The 17,502-nt window shown below is 55.9% G+C and carries 18 protein-coding genes and 3 pseudogenes; 15 read left to right on the top strand and 6 right to left on the bottom strand.

All coding sequences use genetic code 11. The features are described 5' to 3' along the window. Window positions 1–156 precede the first annotated feature (156 nt). The 7 genes and pseudogenes from GTU67_RS02700 to GTU67_RS15280 form a co-directional block, all read left to right on the top strand. On the top strand, window positions 157–831 hold the full coding sequence (locus GTU67_RS02700; protein WP_185778613.1) for a type 1 glutamine amidotransferase: 675 nt from the start codon (window positions 157–159) through the stop codon (window positions 829–831). A gap of 31 nt (window positions 832–862) precedes the next feature. Beyond that, window positions 863–1,237 (top strand): annotated as a pseudogene (locus GTU67_RS15680) (aromatic ring-hydroxylating oxygenase subunit alpha); the annotation flags it as partial. Between the two features lie 240 nt (window positions 1,238–1,477). After that, window positions 1,478–2,194, top strand: a complete 717-nt coding sequence (locus GTU67_RS15675; RefSeq protein ID WP_430458992.1) for an SRPBCC family protein — start codon at window positions 1,478–1,480, stop codon at window positions 2,192–2,194. A 14-nt stretch (window positions 2,195–2,208) separates the two neighbouring features. Continuing rightward, window positions 2,209–2,796 carry an aromatic-ring-hydroxylating dioxygenase subunit beta gene (locus GTU67_RS02690; protein ID WP_185778611.1) on the top strand — a complete coding sequence of 196 codons (588 nt, stop codon included), beginning with the start codon at window positions 2,209–2,211 and terminating at the stop codon, window positions 2,794–2,796. Beyond that, window positions 2,762–3,808, top strand: a complete 1,047-nt coding sequence (locus GTU67_RS02685; RefSeq protein WP_249417510.1) for a ferredoxin--NADP reductase — start codon at window positions 2,762–2,764, stop codon at window positions 3,806–3,808. Before GTU67_RS02690 ends, GTU67_RS02685 begins: the two co-directional genes overlap by 35 nt. A 27-nt stretch (window positions 3,809–3,835) precedes the next feature. Further along, window positions 3,836–4,774, top strand: a complete 939-nt coding sequence (locus tag GTU67_RS02680) for a LysR family transcriptional regulator (protein WP_185778609.1) — start codon at window positions 3,836–3,838, stop codon at window positions 4,772–4,774. Window positions 4,775–5,016: 242 nt separating this feature from the next. Next, window positions 5,017–5,328 (top strand): annotated as a pseudogene (locus GTU67_RS15280) (transposase); the annotation flags it as partial. On the opposite strand, the gene GTU67_RS02670 reads toward GTU67_RS15280, so the two are convergent. Both GTU67_RS02670 and GTU67_RS02665 read right to left on the bottom strand, forming a co-directional pair. After that, window positions 5,300–5,929, bottom strand: coding sequence for a hypothetical protein (locus GTU67_RS02670; RefSeq protein ID WP_185778608.1), 630 nt, complete (start codon window positions 5,927–5,929; stop codon window positions 5,300–5,302). The pseudogene GTU67_RS15280 and the gene GTU67_RS02670 overlap by 29 nt on opposite strands. 35 nt (window positions 5,930–5,964) lie before the next feature. Then, complete coding sequence (locus tag GTU67_RS02665; protein WP_119516955.1) at window positions 5,965–6,477, bottom strand: hypothetical protein; 513 nt, start codon at window positions 6,475–6,477, stop codon at window positions 5,965–5,967. A gap of 692 nt (window positions 6,478–7,169) precedes the next feature. On the opposite strand from GTU67_RS02665, the gene ssb reads away from it, so the two are divergent. The 8 genes and pseudogenes from ssb (at window position 7,170) to GTU67_RS02630 (ending at window position 13,545) form a co-directional block, all read left to right on the top strand. Next, on the top strand, window positions 7,170–7,628 hold the full coding sequence (ssb, locus tag GTU67_RS02660) for a single-stranded DNA-binding protein (protein WP_185778607.1): 459 nt from the start codon (window positions 7,170–7,172) through the stop codon (window positions 7,626–7,628). Between the two features lie 112 nt (window positions 7,629–7,740). Next, entirely contained in the window at window positions 7,741–8,160 is a 420-nt protein-coding gene (locus GTU67_RS02655; RefSeq protein ID WP_119516957.1) for a hypothetical protein, read from the top strand. A gap of 10 nt (window positions 8,161–8,170) precedes the next feature. After that, window positions 8,171–8,401, top strand: a complete 231-nt coding sequence (locus GTU67_RS02650; RefSeq protein WP_119516958.1) for a hypothetical protein — start codon at window positions 8,171–8,173, stop codon at window positions 8,399–8,401. 80 nt (window positions 8,402–8,481) lie between these two features. Beyond that, window positions 8,482–8,646: a hypothetical protein gene (locus GTU67_RS02645; RefSeq protein ID WP_174233171.1), complete on the top strand. Its 165-nt coding sequence runs from the start codon at window positions 8,482–8,484 to the stop codon at window positions 8,644–8,646. Window positions 8,647–8,660: 14 nt separating this feature from the next. Then, window positions 8,661–10,562, top strand: coding sequence for a ParB/RepB/Spo0J family partition protein (locus GTU67_RS02640; RefSeq protein WP_185778606.1), 1,902 nt, complete (start codon window positions 8,661–8,663; stop codon window positions 10,560–10,562). A 775-nt stretch (window positions 10,563–11,337) separates the two neighbouring features. Beyond that, a pseudogene (locus GTU67_RS15490) lies at window positions 11,338–11,778 on the top strand (ArdC-like ssDNA-binding domain-containing protein); the annotation flags it as partial. A 178-nt stretch (window positions 11,779–11,956) separates the two neighbouring features. Beyond that, a complete protein-coding gene (locus tag GTU67_RS15270) occupies window positions 11,957–12,529 on the top strand; it encodes a hypothetical protein (RefSeq protein WP_249417514.1) in 573 nt (190 codons plus the stop codon). A 92-nt stretch (window positions 12,530–12,621) separates the two neighbouring features. Further along, window positions 12,622–13,545 (top strand): tyrosine-type recombinase/integrase, encoded by a 924-nt coding sequence (locus GTU67_RS02630; RefSeq protein ID WP_430458987.1) that lies wholly within the window; start codon window positions 12,622–12,624, stop codon window positions 13,543–13,545. Between the two features lie 146 nt (window positions 13,546–13,691). Here GTU67_RS02630 and sorB read toward each other — a convergent pair whose 3' ends face one another. The 4 genes from sorB to GTU67_RS02610 form a co-directional block, all read right to left on the bottom strand. Then, window positions 13,692–14,330 carry a SorB family sulfite dehydrogenase c-type cytochrome subunit gene (gene sorB / locus GTU67_RS02625; protein ID WP_228892616.1) on the bottom strand — a complete coding sequence of 213 codons (639 nt, stop codon included), beginning with the start codon at window positions 14,328–14,330 and terminating at the stop codon, window positions 13,692–13,694. Window positions 14,331–14,341: 11 nt separating this feature from the next. Continuing rightward, on the bottom strand, window positions 14,342–15,541 hold the full coding sequence (gene sorA, locus GTU67_RS02620; RefSeq protein ID WP_370660048.1) for a SorA family sulfite dehydrogenase catalytic subunit: 1,200 nt from the start codon (window positions 15,539–15,541) through the stop codon (window positions 14,342–14,344). A 119-nt stretch (window positions 15,542–15,660) separates the two neighbouring features. Beyond that, entirely contained in the window at window positions 15,661–17,055 is a 1,395-nt protein-coding gene (locus GTU67_RS02615) for a YncE family protein (protein WP_091874567.1), read from the bottom strand. Between the two features lie 3 nt (window positions 17,056–17,058). After that, entirely contained in the window at window positions 17,059–17,502 is a 444-nt protein-coding gene (locus tag GTU67_RS02610) for a DUF305 domain-containing protein (RefSeq protein WP_051306793.1), read from the bottom strand.

Genomic DNA, 17,502 nt, shown 5'->3' with positions numbered 1-17,502 from the left:
GGTTACGGACTGCCGGACTTCGCAGAGGAACTCAACTACGGAGTCGATCTATCAACCATCTGAGGGTGGTATCAGATTGATGGGGTGAAGGTGCCCCATCAACCATTAAATCCGTATACCCTGAAAAAGTTTGCATTGATATGGTGTTCCGACAACATGTTGCTGGAATATCGGGACTACATGCTGGGTCAATTATCTGACGGTACGGGGCAATGGGATGTCCTGTCTCCCGCCGACCCTAACTTTGCTGAGCAGGTAAAGGATTATGACGGTTATGTCATCAGCGGCAGTGAAAAATCGGTAGTAGATGACCTTGATGCCCCATTGACTCAACGCCTGTTTGCCTTCATTCGTGACGTCCGCGCAACTTCTGCTGCACCGGTCGTGGGTATCTGTTTCGGAGCCCAGGCTCTGGCGGCGGCACTAGATGGCCGGGTCGGGCGTAACGAAAGCGGTCAGTTTCGCCTAGGAGTGGAATCTCTGAAGTGGTTGTCGCCTTCGATCTCGCAACAATGGCCCGAAATTACAGACGACATCACGCTGGTTCAAAGTCATGGTGAATGCGTTCTGAAGCTGCCACCAGACAGTGTGCTTCTGGCGTCATCACCGTCAGCTGCTCACGAGATTTTTCTGGCCGAAAACCGGTTTCTGGCCATTCAGGGACACCCGGAATCAGATGCGTCATGGCTACGCAAAATGTTCATGCCGTTTCACCGGGATGCGTTTGACCAAACCCAATGGGAAGCCATCGAGCACGAGTCAACACAGCCGGTGAACCGGGAGGGCATTTTGGCGCTGATCCGGCGCCTGTTGAAAGACGGTCACCTATGAGCTGACACGTCATTTATTTAGGGAAAAAATTATGAGTACCACTGCTATAAGGCCGGGCTCAAACGCCCTGGCGTTAGATGAACTCGTCCAGCAAGATCGCGTTCATCGACGAGTTTACACCGACCCCGATATTTTTGCGCTGGAAATGGATCGAGTCTTTGCCGCGAACTGGGTATATTTGCTGCACCTAAGCGAAATCCCGGGCATAGACGATTTCAAGCAAGTATGGATAGGCACACGTAATTTCGTCGTCAGCCGTAAAGGGGACAACAAAGTTACCGTATTTGCGAATCGTTGCTCACATCGTGCCGCAACAGTGTGCCGTGAACCCGGTGGGACAGCCTCTACGTTTACATGTCCGTATCACGGCTGGAAGTACGACAGTCGTGGACAGCTGTTTGGTGTACCTGGAAAAACTGCCTACGGAAACACCTTCAAAGCACGTGACATGCATTTGGCCCGTCCAGCGCAAGTGGCAATTTATAAAGGGCTGGTGTTTGCGACACTGAATGACAAGGCACCCGGACTGGAAGAACACCTCGGCCATGCCAAACGGTTTATTGATGACTGGTTGAACCACCAAGGGGGGCACGAAAACCTGTGCGTTGCCGGTGCGCAGCGCTTCAAACTCAAATGCAACTGGAAAGTGGTTTACGACAATGCAGGTGACGGCTATCACGTGCCGTTTTCACACCAGTCGTTGCTGAAAATGACCAATGATCGCTATGGCGGTGGCGACATGTCGTACTTTGCCGACGCTGATCGTTCAAACATGAAGCTGTATGACTTGGGTAACGGCCACACGCTGATTGACCAGCGCCCCGACATGCATAACGACTCAGCCTGGAACCAGCAGCGGCCGCAGCCCGGTCGCGAAGCCTTCGAGGCTCATGTTCGAAATACGAACAAACCGGAAATGGTCAGCGCAGTGCTAGACAGTGCTGTCGGAGCGGGTATGAACCTGAACATTTTCCCCAACCTTTTGTTTATTGGTAACCAGATCCAAGTTTTACAACCAGTTTCAGCCAATGACGTCCTGGTGCACTGGTATGCCACACAACGTGCCGATGCTGATGATGACATGCAGTCGATGCGCATGCGGACACAAGAAGACTTTCCCATTATGGGCGAAATGGATGACGCCAGTAATTTTGAAGAGTGTCAGCGCGGTATGGAAACCAGTCCGGATGACGAATGGATTGATATCAGCCGGCATTTTGAAACCGGCAAAGATGAAGAAGAAGCGCCGGGTCTTATCGCTAATCCGGTCACATCCGAGCTGCATATGCGGGCCTATTTCAACAAATGGCGGGCACTGATGTCGGTACAACCCATTTTAAACGTTGAGAAAACAAAACTATGATTCAGGAGGCACGCATGAAATATGAACCCGATTCAAGCTATGTGAACCAGCGCTTTTATGATTGGCTGGTTGAGTTATCGACTGATTTTCGGCATAGCACTGACCGATGCACAGCGCCTGTAGATATCGACACCGAACGCGCCATCATGCACCTTGTCAGCCGGGAATGCAGGCTGCTGGATGACCAGCACTTTGATCGCTGGCTTACGCTCTACGATGACCACTGTGCGTACTGGATACCGGCTGAACGCGATGCCGCTGACCCGCGCAAGAAGGTGACCCTTGAATTTCACGACCGCCGTCGCCTGATTGACCGGGTAGCCCGGCTGGGAACCGGGCTGGCATATTCACAGTGGCCCGTTTCACGAACCTCCCGAATTTGCGGGGCTCTGGAAATCTGGCCAGCACCAGGTCAGACCGACGAATGGCGTGTGAGATGTAACTTCATGATGGCAGAACATCAGACTGACCATGTGCGTACTCTTGCCGGATGGTACGGCTTTGCCTTGCGACGCTATCAAAACGATTGGAAGATCGTCGTGAAGCAGGTGAATTTGCTCAATTGTGATGCGCCTCAGGGCAATAACTCCTTTTTCCTGTAGTCAGGTTGCGAAGATGATAGAAGCACACACCCTGAATGTTGTCCGCATCACCCCCCAGGGAACCGATGCTGTTTTGCTGAGCCTGAAGCCCAATGCGGCTGAAATAGGCACTTTTGGTTTTCAGCCCGGTCAGTACCTGACGCTGGAAGGTGGTCCTCAAGACACACCACAATGGCGTTGTTACTCCATTACCAATGGGCCTCGCAACGACGGGGGAATCGATGTACTGGTTCGCCGTGTTCCTGGTGGGCTAGTGTCAAACTGGGTTTGCGACACTTTGCGTGCTGGCGATTCCATCAGGGCGATGCCGCCTGCCGGGCGCTTTTTACTTCGAGAACCGCAACACCTCGTTCAGTTGTTTGCAGGGGGTAGCGGCATTGCGCCGATTGTTTCCCTTGCCCGCCAGGCGCTTGAGCGCAGCCAGGCCCGGGTAACCTTGTTTTACGCGAATCGCAATCGTGCAACAGTAATGCTTCTGGACGCACTAAACGAACTATTGGCGCATTATGCTAACCGCTTCAATGTGCAGTACTGGTTCGACGAAGAGACAGGGCTGCCTGATGCAGAAACGTTCCGCCCAATGTTGGCCGCGCATGGTGACGCCTATATTTGCGGTCCAGAACCGTTTATGCAGGCCATAGTTGCCGCTGCAAAGGGGTTTGGGGTTCCTGAAACACGCATCCACCTTGAAAGTTTTGCCGCCAATGATGAGCAGGGCGACAGTACCGATTCTGACAAACAGGCGACGCTTGAAGTTACTATTGCCGGAGCTACACATGAAGTGATCGTCACAGGTAATGAAACCTTGCTGGCGGCGATGCTGAAGGCTGGTTTGCCTGTGCCGTACGCCTGCCGGGTGGGTGAGTGCGCATCGTGCATGTGCCGACTGGTAGAGGGTAACGTTGAACGGCTTGAGAACGAGGTACTGGACGAAGATGATGAAGACGATGGCTGGATTCTTGCTTGCCGGTCGCGTGCGCGCACTGAAAAAATTGTCATACGGTTTCCGTAGGCAGTCTTTTCGGCAAGGTTAACCACAATGCCGACAAAACACTTAAGTACCAGAAAGATCGGACCAGATGCCGCCGTACCCTGGGATTTAGTGCGCACTTTTCTGGCGCTTGAACGCCATCGAGACTACGCCGTTGCTGCCGAAATGGAAGGGATCGACCACTCAACGCTTCGGCGCCGGATTCAAGCCCTGGAGCAGCAGCTGGGCCGCACGGTTTTTATTCGTACCCAAAGGGGCTGGGAAGTTTCTGCCGACTTACAAAAACTGGTTGACGCTGCACAGGACATGGCAGAAGCGGCCAAGCGGTTTTCCCTTGCAGTTCAGGACGATGCGGGAGTTATCAGAATTTCGTTGCTGGATGCGTTTGCTCACCGTTTCGCTAACGCCTTTACCAATTTCCGAGAACGCCACCCCCGTCTGGTATTGAACATCACCACCGAAACGCATTTTGTTGACCTCAAGCAAGATCAGGTGGATATCGCAATCAGGCTGGCGCGACCAGTGCAGGGTAACAGTTCACTGAAAATCAAAAAAATCGGTGATGTCCCCATCAATGTGTATGCCAGCAAAAGTTATCTCCAAAGCATGGGTGGTGCCCATGCCAACCGTACAGCGCAACATCATTTTCTGGGAATGAATCTGGGGTTTTCGCACAGCGACCATACGTTCACGTATGGGTCGTTGGACCGAACCGAATTTGGGCTTTCCGGAAAAGTGGTGGCGTGGTCTGACAGCTTTTCGATGTTGGCACGGTTATGTGAAAACGGTCTGGGTGTTGCCATTATGCCCACGGTGATGGCTGTAGATTACCCGGGCCTGCAAAAAGTTGATCCTGCCCAAGCTGACGTGACGACCGAACTCTGGATGATCAGCAGATTTGACTTGCGGGCGCCCTGGCAGCTTGATTTGGCCAATTTACTTCAACAAGAATTAAACCGCTGGATGCAACCCTTCGCACCACGATGATCCGTTCGATTCCGCAATAGGTTCAGCTGCCCCTGTACTTATCTGAAATTGCCGCATTTTCGGTTCAACATAGGCATTCTGGCATTGGCAGACTTTGGGAAGATCTGAACAAGTCCCTCGGACCTGTCAAAATGTAGGTTGTTGAGAATCGCCCGATACGGAAGTCCCCGTTGAGCCAATTGAGTTTTTCTGAAGCCGAATACGCTGGCAAGCCCAAACGGCTGACGGCGCTGGAACGAAAGCAGCTGAAACGCAGACAAGCCATTGAACCGATTATCGGTCATTTGAAAGCGAATCACCGGATGGATCGCTGCCACCTTAAGGGTGAAGAAGGCGACAAGTTGCATGCCGTGTTGTGCGCGGCGGGCTACAACCTCAAATGGTTGCTGCGTATGATTGCCAAGAAGGGGGTACCCTTCTTGCAGGTCCTTTTTTTGCGCCTGAAAAAAGGCACCGCCGTGAGGACGATTCTGACGGCATTGGCGTGGGAGGGGGATGCTGACCGGTTAAACCGTCCTCGCAGCGTCATGCAAAGACCCATGTTGTCGGCGTGACGCAGCGTCTTGAATGGCCGTTTTCGGCCAAAATGAATAAATCAGCATCGACTAGGTGGTATTTGCCGGAGTGGATCGAAAAAGAATAGCCGAGCCGTTTGACCCGAGTCGCAGCGTCTGCAACAGCTTTCGTTTGAGCATTGGAAAATGGATATTGCTTGAGGACTGCCAAGGCACGACCTATGAGCATCGCTTCCTGCCATTCCGTCTCATTGTCGAAATGCCGCACGAAGGCATCGACTTTAGAAATGGCAGGTGCGCCTGGTTCAATGGGTCGGGATGGAATCTTAGTTCCATCGGCTTGAACGACTCCGGGTAGACATGCCCTAATATTGTTGAGTGCCTCGGCAATCGGTTCGCTTGCCATGTCCAATACATTCGCCAAAAAGAAATGACTGGATAAAGCGCGTAAGGTGTTAACCGTTTGGCCCGTATTTTCCAGGACGATCAGTAAATCAAAGAGACGATCCGATGCGTCCCGAATATTCCTGTAGCGTTGTAATACCTCATTCGCATCGGCCTCATCTGCCATCGGCACAGCTGTGCTGGAACGTATAAAAATCGTTCTTAGTTTTTCCACCTGATCGGCCAGATCCTGCACGAGCGCCTCCTTAAAGCCAAATGCGCAATGACGGGCTAGCGATATACCTGATTGCGTGCCTGTTGTGCTGTCGAGGATATAACCTCAGGGCTAAATCCATGACTCAATAAAAATGCTTCCGATTGCTTGGCAATCTCCTTGAGTAGGGCCAGTGCTTCATTACCTATGGCATCAATTCGATTAATTAACTGCACGAATGCAGCCTCATCATGCACAGCTGAACTGCCGGTGCTCCTTGAGTTATGGACAAGCCAGTTTCTTTCCTCAAGTAGCTTTTGAAAACGCGCCATTAGCTCTGAAGGTACTTTATCTGAGCTTTTCAGGGCTTTGACCGTAGTACCAAACGGCTTGCTTCGGTACCCATCTACTATCTCCAGGCCGGAGTCAATACCCATGCCAGGTGATGCCTTGACAATGAGCACGTAGTAGGTTGCAGCTGCTCCCTCCAACTTTTGTAGTTGCCAAAGAGTAAAACCGATGCGTTTAGCGATCGTATCTAGGCGTTCTGCCATTCTAGTTTTGTCAAGATGTGTGTTCATCTGATTCATAGACACCTCAAAGTTGGTTATCAACTGAACTGATGTTTTAGTTGTACCGATAGCACTTCATGAAACTCAGTGACTGACTGTACATGGTTACGTCGCTCAAAGCCAGTACCCGTATAGCGCTCTTTGTTATTACGAAAGGGCGCTAAATCAAGGTCGTACCTTTGGTGCCCCTGCGGGTCAGGCTCGCGTGCTGCGCTTCAAGCCTGCTTTCGCAGTCTTGCCCCTAGGCGTTCCGCCTGGCGGGCTTTGATCCTTCACCCCTTCGCGTCTAACGACGCTGCGCGCTAACGCTTGCCCGCGGCCATTCGGCCGAACTTGGCTGGCAAGCCAGCTTGGGCGCTCGCCGCGCCGGCCGTGATCGACATGTGCACGGTTGCTGCATGCCTTGTCCTTGTAAGTCCCTCTCGCCCCTAAACACCGACGTGTATCACTGCGCGCCTGCACTGCAAGGGGCTTTCGCGGCATAAAGCCGGTCGCTGCGCTCCCTATTTATTCCACGACCCCTTTACGTTTGTCGCTACGTGATCCAGTACGGCACGGGCGGAGGAACTCACAGGACTGGCGGCAAAACGCACCACCTGTACCGCACAAATCGATACACGAAAACCTACGCATCGGGCTCCCGAATCTTCAGGCCCGGTCAGCACTAAAAACCATACCGTGCGTAAGCACTTTTTAAAGGAGTAGTCACCATGGCATCAGTCAACAAAGTCATCCTCGTAGGCAATCTCGGTCGTGACCCAGAAGTGCGTTACAGCCCCGAAGGCGCTGCCGTCTGCAACGTATCAATCGCCACCACTAGCCAGTGGAAAGACCGCCATAGCGGCGAAAAGCGCGAAGAAACCGAGTGGCATCGGGTGGTGTTCTACAACCGCTTGGCTGAAATCGCGGGTGAGTTCCTGAAAAAAGGGCGTTCGGTCTACATCGAGGGCCGCATCAAAACACGCAAGTATCAAGACAAAGAAACCGGCACGGATCGCTACAGCACCGAAATCGTTGCTGAAGAAATGCAGATGTTGGGTGGCTCAGGCACCACAGATACGCAAGCCAGCCAACAGCAGCCAGCACCCAAAGGTGGCAAAGGGCGGGGCGACAAAGGCAAACCAGCACCCCAGGCCAACGATCAAGACGACGCCATCCCTTTTGAATGAGGGTGTAAAGCTCAGAAGCGCCGCCTAGGGCGGTGCTTTGCGCCCCAGATGATTCAAGCCCAGGCCGGGGGATTACCGGCCAAAGACAAACAACCATCCGTAGGAGCCGACCATGACCACACTGCAACCCGATACCGCAATTCGTTTGTTGCTTCGTGCAACGACCGCCCGGCGTGAAGAGCGCTTCGTGGTTTTGGCGGTACGTACTTACTTCATCCGCATCATGAACGCATCCATGAAAAAGCTGCGCGCCTATGGCTTGCGCCCCGTCGTGGCACCCGTGGCCGCCGAGCTGGCACTGAACCGCGCCGCCACAGCTCGCTCTTTCCCGGAATTCGTTACCCGTCTGATTGATGACGACCGGGACGTGGCTGATTTAGTTATTCGGGCGATCCGGCTGTACGCCGAGCGCTTTGCAGCAATGACAACCGAGGCCATCGAGCAGGAAGTCGGTGCGATCGGGCGCGACATGTGTGCCGCCGCCCAGACTGTCTCACGCAACCTGTCATTTATTTCACCCGTAGATGCTTAAAGGACTGTCCATGACTACCGCAAAAAACACCCAGCGGCTCACCCGCGCTGCCAAACGGCTCAATCAGCACCACGAAAAATATTGTGCAGGCTTTTACCCATCGACCGAATGCGCCAGAGCGTTCGGTGCCCGGGTGCGTAAAGGGCAACTGCAAATCACCCCTGATTTTGAGTCTTGGATAGCCATAGACATCGAAGCAACACAGTTTCGTGACCACAACGGCAGAACCGTTTTTCTTTAACCCGTCCACAAATGAAAAAGCCCCCGACGGCTGGACCCGTCAGAGGCGCACATCACAAAACACTTAGGGAGTCTTTAGTAATGCAACTCGATCTTACCAAACTTGCCGCACTTGTGCGCAATTCCCACCTTCAAGGCAAATCCATGCGGCTACCGGCCATGAGCGTGCGCGAGTTAGGCCAGCTGGCCAGCCTGTTGCAAGACCCAACGCCCTCAATTCCCACTTCGTCTATTACACACCACTGATTAGGAGAACTGACATGAGCACGCATTTTGAAATCGATGTTGCCAAATTAACCCTGTCCACACGCTACCAGGCACGTAAGACGCCCGGGCAGGTAAGCCTGTCGGAGCTGGCCGACTCAATCGAAGCACAAGGTTTGCTGCAAAACTTGGTGGTCACCAAGGGCAAAAAACGCGGCACTTACGAGGTCATTGCCGGTGGCCGTCGTTTGCAAGCCATGCAGACGTTGATTGAGTCCGGCCGCTGGGCTAAAGAGACCACAGTATGGGTAACGCAGGTAGACAACGAGCAAGCCTTGGAAGCCTCGATCACCGAGAACGTACAGCGTGAAGCCATGCACCCGGCCGACGAGTTTGAAGCCTTCGCTGCACTGGTTGAGCAGGGCAGCAGTATCGAGGACGTAGCCGCTCGGTTTGGTGTAAGCCCCGCGGTGGTGCGTCGTCGGCTTCGCTTGGCGCAGGTAGCCCCTGAGTTGATGCAAGCCTATCGCAACGACGAGCTGTCACTTGAAGCGTTGATGGCTTTTACTGTGAATGAAGATCAAGCCTTGCAGCTTCAGGTCTGGCAATCGCTTGACCAATGGAGTCGCAATAATTCACATGCGATCCGTAAAGGCATGACTCAAGGAGCAATCACAGCGTCGAGTCCCGTAGTGCAGTTTGTCGGGTTAGATGCCTACCACGCCGCGGGTGGGCGAAGCTATCAGGATCTGTTCGCGCAGGACGATGGACGTGGACTGTACTTGGAAGATGTCGCATTACTTGAACGGCTCGCCATTGAAAAATTGCAAACCGTCGCAGCCGACATCGAGCAGGAAGGCTGGTCATGGGTTGAATTTAAACCGGCTTATGACTCGGAGTGGATGAATTTTGGACGAGTCTACGCGCAAGAAGGGGAGTACTCACCTGAGCAACAGTCGGCGATCGAGGTCATAGATAAAAGCATTCAGGCAATCGAAGCGGAACGAGACAACCTGGGCGACGAGGAAGAAGATCATGTTCTATGGCGACGACTTGAGCAAGAAATAGAAAAGTTAGGGGCTGCACGAGAAAAGATTGAAATAGAAGCCGAGGTCTGGACGCCAGCAACCAAAGCGATTGCCGGTGCCGTCGTTTACGTCAACAGTGCAGGTGATGTACAGATTAGCCGAGGTTTGATCCGGCCCGAAGATCGGCAACGCGCAAGCCAATTGTCTAAAGAGCTGGGCCAGTCCGCGTGTCTGGGGTCGTTACCCGTACCGAAAACCCGCCCGGTTCATGCCGAGCGATTGGTTCGCCAACTCTCAGCCCACAAAGTCGGCATCGTGGCCGCGGATCTGGCAACCAAGCCCACAATTGCTTTGGCGGTTCTCGTTGCCCAGTTGGCGCGCTCTGTTCTCGGTACCGGCTACTTTGCTTATGGTGGGTTCGGGTTAGGCGTCAAGCTGAAGCACGAAGACCTACGGGGTAACGCACCCGACTTTAAAGACAGTAAGGCCGCAAAGGCGATGCAGGAACTGCGCAGCCACTGGCTTAACGCGCTGCCCACCAATGAGCAGGGGGAGTTAAGTGACGATGTCTTGGCCTGGGCTTTAGAGCAGGACACTGGAACCCTTTTGCAACTGTTGGCCTATTGTGTCGCTGGCACCGTCCAAGGGATTCAATTTCAAGATGACACTAAACCAACAGAACTGGATCGCCTCGCGCATACAACGGGCGTTGATCCGGCGCAGTGGTGGACAGCTACAGCAGAAAGCTATTTAGGCCACGTCAACAAAGAGCAGCTGGTCAATGTCGTGACCGAAGTGCTGGGTGCCGAGTCGGCCCTGCCTTTGGCCAAGATGAAAAAGACCGACGCCGTCCAGCAAGCGCAGCAGCTTTTAGCCGATAAGCCGTGGGTGCCAACACCATTGCGCATCAAAACCCAAACGTCTCACTGAACATGAAAGCAGGTACGGCCCCTAGGGCCGTGCCTGACTGCGTACTGGGAGTTGCTTATGTCAGCCATTATCGTCACGCCCCGAACTGAACCGCTGCCTATGCCGTTAGGCAACACTTCAGCGGCGGTCAAGACCTTACTCATCTCAGCCAGAAAATCGGTTAACCCAGGCACAGCACGCATGCTGCGTTGTCTGGCTGTCCAGGTCGCCCGGATGCAACAAAGGAGACAGCACCATGCTTAAGCTTGAACCGTATGGACGTCACCCGAGATTGAATAAATCCTGGCGCAAAGCTAACCGTGCGCTACGTCGCTATCCCCCTCATTTGCAGACCGTTTTAATCGAACATTGGAGGGCCACTGGCGCGACTGATGATCCAAAGCGGTTTATGGCCGTGGTGCACCATTTTGAAAGTATGCAGGCCAGTCGTCGACCAATTGGTGCAAGCTAGCCACTGCTAAAAGTAAGTCCAAGCGTCAATAGCCCGACGCTGTCGCGGCGAGGTTGTAAACGCCAGGCAGATCAGTCCATGCCTTTCGTTCGTTGTCAGCCCGTTGTTCTGCACGTCAGAGCCGCCCCTTTTACCGACGTATCGCTGCGCCATTTTTCAAGGCAAGGGTTCACCCCGTCAGGCCCGTGTCCTCGCTTCGCTGCGGGCCGCGCCAGCCAGCCGGGGCCGCTTACAGCGCCCTGGCCTTGAAAAAGTGGCTGCGCTTTTCCTACGTCGAGGCGGCTCCAACGAGCAGAACAACACAACGGACACAAGGGAGTATTCATGACTGACACCACGCACAACCTCACCCCAACAGCAAACACCGTGGGCGTTCCCCCCACACCCCCCGAGGCTCACCTACAAGCAGTGCAAGCCCCAAAAAAAGGTAAAGACCTCAAGCAAGACATTACCGACAAAATCATTGAACTGATGCAAGCCGGACCGGCTCAGTGGCAAAAGACATGGGCCGTTGCCGCAGCAAACGGTATGCCCGTCAACGCCACCAGCGGCGCGCCGTATCGAGGCGTCAATATTCTGTTGCTCTGGGTGGCGACCGCAGATGCCGGGTACACCACTAACCGATGGATGACCTACAAACAAGCGCAGGCAGTTGGTGCAAACGTGCGAAAAGGCGAAAAGTCGGTTACGTGCGTGTTTTTTGACATGATCAAAAAGAAAGAAGCCCAGGACGATGAAGCGCAATTTTTTCCCATGGCAAAGTCGTTTCACCTCTTTAATCTAGGGGCGAATAGGGAAAACGGAAAAAATCGGGCGCTAAGGCGATTTGGCCGAGCATATCGCCCGCAAACCATTCCGCGCAGTCGACTTGCAAACGCCCTGACCCTATACTGTATAGTCGACATTTATGACCGGGGGCGGTCTTTGCTTGGAAAAATAAAAGATGTCGAACGCGCAGCTGATGGCAGTAGTCGAGGTAGACAAAGAAGATCGGATAATTTGTCAGCGCGACGGCTGTCGCCACAGCGTGTACAAACGCATCCACATCGTGCGGGAGAATGGGCGGTTCACCGTCCTCGGCTCCGAGTGCTTCAAGCTCCTATACGGCTCCTATGACACCGGGGCGGTGCCCGTTTATGGATCAAGCGCTGGCCAGCTTCTTACCGACGCCGAGCGTCAGCTACTAGCCGAAAACACTGAACGCTTCATTGCCATGCTGGAGGTACAGCGGCTTCAACTGGAGCATGCCCGAGCACTGGATTTACGCGCTAGACAAGAAGAACAGCGAGAGCGCGAGGAAGCTGCACGAATTATCAGAGGCGCCTCGGATGCGCTGCGTGACGAAGAACGCAATGCTCAGTCGCCTGCCCTGGAAAACTGCCGCCGGCAATACCCAGGGCTCAATCTGGCCACACCAGGCTGGCAGGGCTTGGTTTATTTAGAGAAGCTAAGAATCTTGCGTGAGGGGCGGGGGAATCGATTCACGCAGCCGCGAACTGAATCTTCCCTTTTCTAGAATATTTCCTACTCTTGGGGCTTGCGCAGCTCCCTGAACCCGCCTTCGGCTATACGCTGCTGGCGCCACACATAGTCCCCGGTCAGGTTGATGTGCTCGCAGCCCAGCACCGCGCCGTCCTGGCCGCCGCCACGGCCGACAACACGCGCCGGGCGTACCGGTCCGCCGTAAACCACTACCTGGCGTGGGGCGGCGTGTTGCCGGCCGACGAAGCGGCGATCATCCGATACCTGCTCACCTACGCGCCGACCCTCAATCCCCGCACCTTGGCGTTGCGCCTGACGGCACTGTCGCAGTGGCACGTCCACCTGGGCTTCCCCAATCCGGCTTCGACACCGACCGTGCGCAAGACACTGACGGGGATCGCACGCACGCACGGCCGCCCGAAGAAGAGGGCCAAGGCCCTTCCAATCGAGGACCTGGAACGTATCGTGGTGCAGCTGGTCAGCGCCGGCACGTTGAAGGCGACGCGCGACAACGCACTTTTGCAGATCGGTTTTTTCGGCGGATTGCGGCGCAGCGAGCTGGTCGCCATCGAGGTCGGACATATTGGCTGGACACCCGAGGGCATCGAGATCATGCTGCCGCGCTCGAAGACTGACCAACTGGGCGAAGGGATCATCAAGGCGATCCCGTACAGCGACGGCCCTTGCTGCCCGGCGGCGGCGTTGCGCGCCTGGCTCGACGCCGCCGACATCATGGCCGGACCGGTGTTTCGGTCTATCAGCAAGTGGGGGACGGTGGCCAGCGCCGCTCTGGGCGTGGGCAGCGTGAATACGATCCTGGAGGATTGCGCGACACTGGTCAAACTCGACTACGTGCTAGACCTGTCTAGTCACAGTCTGCGGCGTGGCATGGCCACCAGCGCGCACCGCGCCGGAGCCGACTTCCGCGACATCAAGAAGCAAGGAGGCTGGCGCCACGACGGCACGGTCCATGGCTACATTGAGGAGGCCAGCCGGTTCGAGGATAACGCGGCCGGCAGTCTGTTGCGTAAGCGGGTCAAACCGGCCTGATTTGTCTCAGCGCCCGCTTGCCCGTTGTTGAAAAGCAGCACCGGCCGGCCCCCGGCTGTGCCGGGGCGAGCGACGGCATGGCGCGAAGCACGTCCCCGGCGGGCATGCTCAGTAAAGGCGTCTACAGGAAGGGGATGGCATCAAATTCATTGCGCCAGGACATAATGCGCCAAGGCCATCGCTTCGCCCTCGCTCAGTTGGGAGAAAGCTGGCATCGGTACAGGCCCCCATTTGCCAGCGCCGCCCGCTCGAATATTCCTCGCCACCAGTGATACCGCGTCTGCCTTGCCCTTGTACTTTGCCACCACTTCCTTGAATGCCGGCCCGACGACCTTTTTGTCGATCGAATGACATCCCATGCAAGCATTTGCGGCAAGCAACGCTTTCGTATCGATTGCTGCGGTGGCGCCGGCCTTCGGTGCAACTGCAGCTGGCTTTATCGCCGCGTTCGCAATCGGCACTGCGTTACTGCGTTCGGCACCGTAGGTCTTGACCAGGTAATCGACCATGTCCGGGATATCCGCGTCTGAGAATTGCGCACCGAACGGTTTCTTCATCTTTCTCACGGTGGCATCCCAGTAGCCGCGCGGCGATGTCGTGGGCTGCGACTGGATGTAATGGACCGAGTGACATGTCATGCAGTTGCGCTGGGCCAGCGCATATCCCGGCAACTCGCTGGGTTTGAAGACAGCAGTTTCAGGCGGAAGCTGAATGTCGAGGGCGAAAGCTGGGGCCGCAGCCATCAGACTGATGGTGAACAGAGAGCAAATCAGTGGATGTTTCAATGTGGTTCCCCTTATACCGCGACGACGCGCGTCGATTCGACCACATTGCGCATGTAGCCGGCAGGGTTCCACAGGGCGCTCGCGGGTTGGCCTTGACCGATCCGGTTGCCCGCCCGAACCAGCAGTTCGTGGTTTCCTTTTTGTTTCGGCGTGAACGCCGCGCTCCACTCTCGAAAAGAATAGCGCCCCAGGTCCTTGCCCAGTTGTGCGGCTTGCCAGTTCTTGCCACCGTCGGATGAAAACGCCACCTCATTCACGCCGTAGCCGCCGTCGAACGCAATCCCGCGCACCACCGTCTGGCGCCCGACCTTGACGTGCATGCCGTCGGTCAGGCTGGTCACGAACGAGCGCACGTTGAGGCGATTGATCGGGACGGTCTTGGTCGGCGCCTTTCCCGGCTCGGTACAGGCGCACTGATTGTCGGGGATGCGATAGGCCGTGCTCATCCAAAATCCGTCGAATACCTTGTCGGTCACGGTAATGTCGGACAGATGCTTGACCCAATAGGTGCCGTAGTAGCCGGGCACCACCAGGCGCAGTGGGTAGCCATTCAACATCGGCAGATCGGCACCGTTCATTTGCCAGGCCAACATGACTTCGCCGTCGAGCGCATGGTCGATATTGAGCGCCTTCATGAAATCGGGCCCGTCGCCAACGGGCGGCGTGTCAAGGCCGTTGAACGAGACCTGTACCGACCCGGCCTTGACGCCGGCCTTTTCCAGCACCTTGCGTAGCGGCACGCCAGTCCAGCGTGCGTTGCCCATGGCACCATTCGATAGCTGGCCGCCGTTGGCGCGCGGCGACAGGTGGCCGCGGCTGTTACCGGAACACTGGTTCACGGCAACCAGTTCGGTGGCGTCAGCCATTTGCTTGAGGTCGGCGAGCGAGAGCTCCAGCGGCGTATTAACATTGCCGCCGACTTTGAGACGGTATGTTTGCGCATCGATCGCGGTGGGAATGCCGCTCCAGTGATATCGGACGAAAAACGCATCGTTCGGCGTAATCACCGATTCGTTGAACACACTGAACGGAGTTTCCAGCTGCGGCGGACGGGCGGTCAGCAGGATCAGCGGCCGCTTTTGAGGATACACGACCAGTTCGCGCTCGCCGTTTTCAAACGGCAGCGTGACGTGGCCTGCCTCCGCCGCGAGCGCGCTCAATACCGGACTGCCGAACACGCCGGCGGCACCGAGCGTGCCGGCCTGCCTCATAAAGGAACGGCGCCGCAACGCCTCCGCCGTCAATATCAACGAGTTCTTCGCCATACTGGTCTCCGTTATTATTGTGAAATCGGTTAGCTCGATACTGCCACAGTATTGTCGTGATTTGCTTACTGCACGCTACTCAATACGGCTTTTTGTGGATCGACGGCCACGTCCCCTTCCATCACCAGGATGCGACTCGCCGTCGCGGCCTTGTCGTTGAGGCTGTTGCTCACGGCGCGCATCGGTCCGATCGCAGTGCCGTTCGCCATCCCCATCGGATTCGTCTTGAAACTGGCCACCGGCGCGGCCTGGCCGGTGACGTACACGCTGTACGCGGTCTGCGGCTTGAGTTTGAACAGCGACACTTCCAGCGCGTCCACCACGCCCAGGTTACGGGCCACAACGAATCCCTTGGCCTCGCCGGCAGCGGGTTTAAGCGCAATGTTGATTGGCTCGCTGTTGGCGCGCGGGACCAGGTTGGTCATGCCGTCGCCGTGCGGCACGGCGTTCGAAACGTACACCAGTGCCTGCGGCGCCTGGCCGACCGGTGCGCGCGCAATCACCTTGTTGGTGGCGCTGTCGATGACATCGACCGCGTCGCCGTTTTCAAGTCCCACATACAGACGTGTGCCGTCGTCGGAGGTCCAGATGCCGTGGGGCAACGCGCCGGTAGGGATCGTCGCAACCAGCGTCGGCGTGGCGTCGGTGGTGTACACCTTGACGACATTCTCACCGCCGATCGTTACGTAAGCACGGGTGCCAGCCGCAGTCTTCGCGAACGCCAAGTGGTTGGTAATGAAGCCGGTATCGATGACGCCCTTTACTTCCAGGCTGGCAGTATCGATGCGCGTCACTTTGCCGGCATCCTTGTGCGTCATCCACATTTCCTTGAAATCAGGGGTGAACTGAAGGAACGGCGAGAACGGGCTGACGACCTTAATGTGCTTGATGACCTTGTGCGACTTCATGTCGATCACGTCGACCACGGGATTGAAGCTGGAGACGACGAACGCCAGCTTGCCGTTCGGCAGGAACTGCACCATGCCGGGGCCGGCGGTCGTCTCGATCCGCTTTTTCTCCTTGAAGGTGACCGGGTCGATCACCGAGATGTAGTCTTCGCCGCGCACCACCGCCCAGACTTCGCGGCCGTCGGCAGTGAAAAACCCTTCATGGGGCGAGCGACCGATATAGGTGATTCCTTTGACCTTGTTGGTCGCCGTGTCGATGAATGCCACCGAGTTAGAGCCGTTTGAAATGGCAATCAGGGTCTTGTGGTCGGGCGAAAAGCCCAGGCCGTGCACATTGATCTCGCCCTTGTATAGCGGCGACAACACGTCCGGACGCTGGTTGCCCAGTTTGATCTGGCCGAGCAGCAAATTGGTCGCCGGGTTGATCACTGAAACGGTATTGGTATTCTGGTCAGCGGTGTAGACGCGGTCTTGCGCGCCAGGAGCGGCAAACGCGGAGGCGGTGAGCAGGCTGCTGACGGTCAACGAGAAAACGCAGTGACGGAGTTGCATGATTTATTCTTTCTTGGTGATCGAAGTGGGAGCAACTTTTGCCTGAGCCGATTGGTAGCGCTGCAACCAGGCCTGCATAATGTTGATTTCGTTTTGCTGTTCCGTGATGATGCCTTGGGCGACGTTGCGCAATTCAGGATCCTTGGTGGTGAGCAGGAGCGCTTTCGCCATGTCGATGGCGCCCTGGTGGTGCGGAATCATCATCGTCACGAAATCATGTTCCGCAACGCCATTCATTGGCGCGCGCTTCATGCCGTCATCCATGACGGCCATGGCATCGTCCGTCAGCGCGGCAAACGGCTTGGCCGTGCTGGCGATAAATACGGGGGGCTTTGCCGCTGGCGACTGGCCATGATGGTGGGCCATGGCCTGTCCGAGAGCACTAGCGCCAATCAGGGCGGCAACGGCGAACGTGGCCAAGCGTCGAAGGTACAAGGGACGGTTCAT

The organism is Pusillimonas minor, assembly GCF_014237865.1.
GTDB lineage: Bacteria > Pseudomonadota > Gammaproteobacteria > Burkholderiales > Burkholderiaceae_B > Neopusillimonas > Neopusillimonas minor.
Note: the sequence above shows the minus strand (reverse complement) of the source record. Positions and strands in the feature narration are given on the sequence as shown.

Coding starts and splice junctions, on each gene's coding strand:
- GTU67_RS02700 (WP_185778613.1), top strand. CDS start 157: ATGTTGCTGGAATATCGGGACTACATGCTGGGTCAATTATCTGACGGT.
- GTU67_RS02690 (WP_185778611.1), top strand. CDS start 2,209: ATGAAATATGAACCCGATTCAAGCTATGTGAACCAGCGCTTTTATGAT.
- GTU67_RS02685 (WP_249417510.1), top strand. CDS start 2,762: ATGCGCCTCAGGGCAATAACTCCTTTTTCCTGTAGTCAGGTTGCGAAG.
- GTU67_RS02680 (WP_185778609.1), top strand. CDS start 3,836: ATGCCGACAAAACACTTAAGTACCAGAAAGATCGGACCAGATGCCGCC.
- GTU67_RS02665 (WP_119516955.1), bottom strand. CDS start 6,477: ATGAATCAGATGAACACACATCTTGACAAAACTAGAATGGCAGAACGC.
- ssb (WP_185778607.1), top strand. CDS start 7,170: ATGGCATCAGTCAACAAAGTCATCCTCGTAGGCAATCTCGGTCGTGAC.
- GTU67_RS02655 (WP_119516957.1), top strand. CDS start 7,741: ATGACCACACTGCAACCCGATACCGCAATTCGTTTGTTGCTTCGTGCA.
- GTU67_RS02650 (WP_119516958.1), top strand. CDS start 8,171: ATGACTACCGCAAAAAACACCCAGCGGCTCACCCGCGCTGCCAAACGG.
- GTU67_RS02645 (WP_174233171.1), top strand. CDS start 8,482: ATGCAACTCGATCTTACCAAACTTGCCGCACTTGTGCGCAATTCCCAC.
- GTU67_RS02640 (WP_185778606.1), top strand. CDS start 8,661: ATGAGCACGCATTTTGAAATCGATGTTGCCAAATTAACCCTGTCCACA.
- GTU67_RS15270 (WP_249417514.1), top strand. CDS start 11,957: ATGTCGAACGCGCAGCTGATGGCAGTAGTCGAGGTAGACAAAGAAGAT.
- sorA (WP_370660048.1), bottom strand. CDS start 15,541: ATGAGGCAGGCCGGCACGCTCGGTGCCGCCGGCGTGTTCGGCAGTCCG.
- GTU67_RS02615 (WP_091874567.1), bottom strand. CDS start 17,055: ATGCAACTCCGTCACTGCGTTTTCTCGTTGACCGTCAGCAGCCTGCTC.
- GTU67_RS02610 (WP_051306793.1), bottom strand. CDS start 17,502: ATGAACCGTCCCTTGTACCTTCGACGCTTGGCCACGTTCGCCGTTGCC.